Annotated in this window: 7 protein-coding genes; 4 read left to right on the forward strand and 3 right to left on the reverse strand. The window is 33.6% G+C overall.

Annotated elements, in window-relative coordinates; translation table 11 throughout:
• Positions 1–37: 37 nt before the first annotated feature.
• From RCJ96_RS27220 to RCJ96_RS27230, 3 genes are all read right to left on the reverse strand, one after another.
• The gene (locus RCJ96_RS27220) at positions 38–232 is read right to left on the reverse strand and encodes a hypothetical protein (protein WP_012552733.1); all 195 of its coding nucleotides are present in this window, start codon (positions 230–232) and stop codon (positions 38–40) included.
• Positions 225–788 carry a replication/maintenance protein RepL gene (locus RCJ96_RS27225; RefSeq protein WP_076867984.1) on the reverse strand — a complete coding sequence of 188 codons (564 nt, stop codon included), beginning with the start codon at positions 786–788 and terminating at the stop codon, positions 225–227. Before RCJ96_RS27225 ends, RCJ96_RS27220 begins: the two co-directional genes overlap by 8 nt.
• Positions 789–1,523: 735 nt before the next feature.
• Positions 1,524–2,114 (reverse strand): HAD family hydrolase, encoded by a 591-nt coding sequence (locus tag RCJ96_RS27230; protein WP_001024262.1) that lies wholly within the window; start codon positions 2,112–2,114, stop codon positions 1,524–1,526.
• A 373-nt stretch (positions 2,115–2,487) separates the two neighbouring features.
• Here RCJ96_RS27230 and RCJ96_RS27235 point away from each other — a divergent pair, with 373 nt between their 5' ends.
• The 4 genes from RCJ96_RS27235 (at position 2,488) to RCJ96_RS27250 (ending at position 5,383) form a co-directional block, all read left to right on the forward strand.
• Positions 2,488–2,919 (forward strand): VOC family protein, encoded by a 432-nt coding sequence (locus RCJ96_RS27235; RefSeq protein WP_048557824.1) that lies wholly within the window; start codon positions 2,488–2,490, stop codon positions 2,917–2,919.
• 325 nt (positions 2,920–3,244) lie between these two features.
• Positions 3,245–3,553 carry a hypothetical protein gene (locus RCJ96_RS27240; RefSeq protein WP_080349474.1) on the forward strand — a complete coding sequence of 103 codons (309 nt, stop codon included), beginning with the start codon at positions 3,245–3,247 and terminating at the stop codon, positions 3,551–3,553.
• A 403-nt stretch (positions 3,554–3,956) separates the two neighbouring features.
• Positions 3,957–5,183 carry a MobV family relaxase gene (mobV, locus tag RCJ96_RS27245; protein WP_012552726.1) on the forward strand — a complete coding sequence of 409 codons (1,227 nt, stop codon included), beginning with the start codon at positions 3,957–3,959 and terminating at the stop codon, positions 5,181–5,183.
• Positions 5,184–5,197: 14 nt separating this feature from the next.
• Positions 5,198–5,383: a DUF7695 domain-containing protein gene (locus tag RCJ96_RS27250; protein WP_012552728.1), complete on the forward strand. Its 186-nt coding sequence runs from the start codon at positions 5,198–5,200 to the stop codon at positions 5,381–5,383.
• The last annotated feature ends 120 nt before the right edge of the window (positions 5,384–5,503 follow it).

Consider the following 5,503-nt stretch of genomic DNA (forward strand, 5'->3'; position numbering starts at 1 on the left):
TAAATAAAAAGCATTACATCAATGGATGTAATGCTTTTTATTTAGGTACAAAATTAATTTTAGGAAGAACATGTTTTTGTAAACTGTTGTCACTAAATGAACTTAATGTTTGTGTCTTTGCATCAAATTGTAGTCCCAATGCTTTAAATATAACTTCTGTTTGTACAGGAGATAGACTAAATGATATTGTATCGTCATCTAAATAAATATTTAATTCAACGCCCTCAATCATTGTTTTTCGTCTCCAATCCTAATTTTTTTGATTCGTTTTTTGTTGTTTCTTGTTCTGGAAGAGCCTTTTGTTTCCCTCTTAATACGTCGATAGAATTTAAAGGCTTATCTTCTTCGTAATAACTTAATAATATTTGTCGTTTTGTATCGTTCCCTTTCATCATGATGTTAGGATTTACGATATAAACGCCATTTTGTTTTTTCTTGATAAAATTACTTTCTTGTAGTTTTTTCATAATACGTGTCACTGTACTTACACCGACACCAACATCTTTTGAGATACTTCTATATGTACCTATAAAAAGATTGTTAGATTGGTTTGTATTTTCCGCTATGTATATAAAAACATCTAGTTGTTTGTTGTCTATGATTCCTAGAACTGTTAAGAAATCCATTAAGTACATCTTCCAAAAATTCTTAGTTCCATATACTCTTTTGGTTATTTGGTCTACATGAATAACTTCTCCAGTTTCAGTGTCTACTAATTCTCGTTTCTTTTGACCAACTAATGTTTGAGTTTCTGCATGATATTCTAAATTCTCGTCATGTTTTTCCATGAAATATCCCCCAATATGTATTTAATATATATTCAATGTGTATTCATACCTGAACACCAAATAACTCTTTATAAGAACACTAACATACTTATATAAAAAATACAATTGTGTTCACAAAAAGAATACAGACATCTTCAAAAATGAACACAATTGCTATCAAATATGAACACAAGCAAAAACGTGAAATCCGTTGATATAACTGGGTTTATCCCACTTTTTATGCACGTTTCCTCTCTTCTAATATCAAAGGGGCTAAATAGCCCCTTTGATATTTTAAAAAAGACCAACTTTTAGTTGGTCTTTTTTTCTTTTTTTCCTTAAGAGCTAAAACTTCTACAAGGAACAGGTAGTATTTTTTGAGAAAAACACTCAAAAAATCTCCACCTTTTCCGCTTTGCTCCATCCTTGCAGAAGTTTTTTCGGCTCGTGTGCTTTTCTCGCCAAGCCGACAGACAAAAAGCAAAGCAATGGTTCTCGACTTGGACAAGCAAGTATACGAGCCGAACCGCTTAGATCATTCGTTCCAAAATAGTCCTTATTCAAAAAATAGATACGTAATACGTGGGGTTTCGCCCCCACACGACGAGCCAGCACTCTAGCCAAAAAGCAAATGTAAGACCAAAAGACAAGAACAAACCATAAAAAAGTCCTCCAGATTGTTTGACTGGGGGACTTTCATGTTCACATAATGATCGAAAGCGGAAGTCAATAAATCTATCATATATCTTCAGCGATTTATTGCTGAAGATACAACTGTTTTGATAATGGAATACCCTTATTGAAAAATTCTGAGTAATCGTTTAAATAATAATCTGCTACATCACTTTGACCTTGAAACATGCATGTTATGATTCCTAATTCTTTTGCAGGTAGCAAATCTAATTCTCTATCTCCAATAGCTAGATCAATTTTGTGTTTTTGATGCAAGTAAGTATATGCTGATGGGTTGGGTTTGCGAGGAAAACCATTATCAATCGTAACCATATCTACAAAGTATTTGTCCCATCCATAATATTTTAAAATTGCTAAAACTCCATCTCTGTGTTTATGTGTCATGATTACATTCTTATCTGCAAATTTCAAAATTTCTTCCACGCCATCAAATGGTTTCATGTCTTTTGGAGACAATTCCTTTTTTAAGCTTTTAATTTTCTCTTTCTGGTCACTAGAAACATTATAGTAGTCTAGTGCATGTGAGTATGAAATCTTTAATTTTTTATAAATCTCCTGTTTATCTATCTCTTCTCCAAGTACTAGAGAGAGTATTTTGGTATAGGCAGGATATGTATTAAAAAGTGTTCCGTCAAAGTCCCATAAAATATTCAATTAAATCACCCTTTCTATTCCATTTTATCACAAGAATGTGGTAGCCATACTCTTGTTTTCTTTGTATACTCCATACACTATCAGTTAACATAACGTCTCATTATTGGTAGCAAAGAAAACGTACAAACCTTTGATACAATTGGGTTTGTACGTTTTCTTTTTGTATTATTCTATGCATCATTTTATACATTCCTATCCTGGCGTGGGTTTTCGGGTTCTCGTTTGTTACTAGATTAGCCAAAAAACTGTATAAAATCTCGCATGTTCTTAGCGTAGATTTTTTCCGAAATGCTGGCGGTACCCCTTAAGGAGGAATAATTAAATTCCTTGTTTAATTTATAGATATATATACAATTATGGAGGTTATATATTTATGGTATTACAAAGAGTAAGTTTAATAACAATCGGTGCTTTTAATTTGCCAGCCCTTCGTACTTTTTATAAAGGTTTAGGTTGGGAAGAAACTGAAATAAGTTCAGATACTTATGCTGCGTTTAAAACAGCAGGTGTTATTCTTTCTATATTTCCTATTGAGGAATTGGCAAAAGATGCTGGAGTTTCAATTCCCCAAAGTGTAGAAACATTTCGTGGTGTAGCTTTTGCTATTAACGTAGATAATCCTGAGCAAGTTGATGAAACGGTTGAAGAAGTTCGAAAAATAGGTGGAAAAATCTTAAGAGAACCAAGTGATGCTTTTTGGGGTGGAAGAACATCTTATTTTGCTGATCCAGAGAATAATCTTTGGGAAATTGCATGGAATCCGGATTCTGTATTTGATGAAAGAGGAGCTATGCTTTCTTTTTAACAAAGAGCTATTTAAATGTTTTTTGATGAAATGTAAATAACGAATTATAGATTTAAGGGGTCTCTCGGCTTGTCTGAGAGGCTTTTTTGTTTTTTAGTGTTTTGGGTATAGATAAGAAAATACAGATGGGTTAAAAATGAATTTGGAGCATTTGAGAGGTATATAACAAGTTTGGGTGATGTTGATTTTATAGAAAAAAAGAGGTGAAAAGTTAGGTAGTATTACAGAAGTAAAAACTTAAATTTCTACTTCTGTAATACTTGGGTTTTATGGTACGTAATGGTACAATTATATGTACTAAAAAGTACATTGTGGAGGTACTAAAATGGACAAAGAGAAAACGATTCAAGTCAAGTTTACAGTGAATGAAGAACAATATGAGAAGTTAGAAATGTTAGCAAAGATGAGAGAACTTTCTGTACCACAGTTTTGTAAATTAACTTCGTTACAAGTGAAAATACAACCAGCTCGACCAATTATTGTTGAAGGAAAATATGAGATGCCGGAACCAGAAGTATTGCTAATGAAAGAAGTAGAGGAACGTTATAATCCTGAGAAGCAATTTTTAAAGATAGATAAAGGGTTTAATGAACGATTATATGAATATGCGGTGAAAAAAACGAGAGGAAAATGAAGACGATCAATAGAGGTCGTTGCGTGTGTTGGTCAATCAAAACGGACCTAGCGAAGCGAAGGGAGTATTTGACTTGACCAACTGGACTATACCCGAACCCTCTCGGCACTGAACAAACTACTGTTTGTTCTTGCCAACCGGCGAGGGAGCCCCTCAAGGATTGAGGGGTTGGGGAGTTCGATTGAGGGGGTCAAGGGGAAGAGTTCCCCTTGTAGGTTCGGACAAAGTCCGAGGTTTGATTCGGCTTGCCGAATAGCCCCGCAGGGCACACCTTTACGATAGTAAAGTATAGTGTGCTATACTTTACATGGAAGTCCACCGAAAAACAGTAGAGAAGTATATATACTTTATATGGTTCTAGGGACTGATAAGGACGTAGAACCTATGGAAAAGAGGCGAAAAAATGAGTTATGCAATTTGCCGAATGCAGAAATTTAAAATGCGAGATGTGAAGGGAATTCAGATTCATAATCAGCGAGAAAAAGAGAGTCACACAAATCATGATATTGAATCGGAGCGAACACATCTAAATTATGATTTACATAATGATGGCCACATTGATTATTTGAAAACAGTGAAAGACAAAATTGAACAGAATGTAGAGACCAATCGAGCGATTCGAAAAGATGCGGTTGTGATGTGCGAATTTGTTGTTACAAGTGATAGAGAATTTTTTGATGTATTAGATATGGTTGATCCAGCTCAACAAAAAGTATTTTTTAAAGAAGCGTATAGTTTTTTAAAAGATAGATATGGTGAACGTAATATTGTGCATGCAGCGGTACATTTGGATGAGAAAACACCTCATATGCACGTTGGTATGGTTCCAGTAACGGAAGAAAATAAGTTATCAGCCAAACAAATTTTTAACCGAAAAGAATTGGTTTCACTCCAGGATGATTTTCATGCTCACATGGTAGAAAAGGGCTTTTATTTGGAACGTGGTGTATCAAGTGATAAAAAGCATGTAGAAATGCGAAAATTCAAGGCAATGACCGCAAAAGAAGAGATAAAAGCACTAGAAACTGAAATCGGACAATGTCTACAGAAAAAAGAAGTAGTAAATAAACAAATGGAACAATTAGAATCTCGTTTAAATCAATTACAAAACGCAGTGAAATCAACAAATAAAGTTGATAAGATGGAAGTTAAACATAAAGGTGGTATTTTACGCTCTAAAACTGTTGAAATGAGCGTAGAAGACTTTGAGGAACTCAAAACTAAGGCAAAGGCATCAGAAGCCTTTAAACGCGAAAATATGACGTTACATCGTAAGAATGAAGCGTTACAAGCGAATAATACAGATTTACATACAACAGTGAAGCGTTTAGAAAAAGAAAATGAAGGGTTAAAGCCATATAAGGGCAAATATGAACGTCTAGCAAAATTATTTGATGAAATGAATAAATTTTATGAGAAGTTTATTCCGAAAGAAATTCCGAGATTTCATGAAATAATTGGTTTTTGTAAGAGAAAAGTAAATGGATCTATAAATAGATTTAGTTCTCTTAGGTATTCGGAAAAAGCATTGAATGAAAATGAGAAAAAAGGATATGAATCAGCATCAAAGTTTCTTGCGACTGAACAAAAGCAACAAAGAAAAGAACGTGGAAATGAACGAGAACTTTGATAGGAGGATTATGAATGAAAAAGCTAAGGAGAAATGCAATTCAATGCCGAAAATGTGGTGACGTAATTGAATCTAAATTTACTCATGATTTTAAGTATTGTTCATGCGGATCAGTGGGAGTAGATGGTGGTTTAGAATATGCTCGTATTATTGGTGATTCAGAAAATGTGATTGAACTTCATGAATATGAGGATAAATAAAAAGCATTACATCAATGGATGTAATGCTTTTTATTTAGGTACAAAATTAATTTTAGGAAGAACATGTTTTTGTAAACTGTTGTCACTAAATGAACTTAATGTTTGTGTCTTTGCATCAAA

It is taken from the genome of Bacillus sp. BSL6, assembly GCF_052928345.1.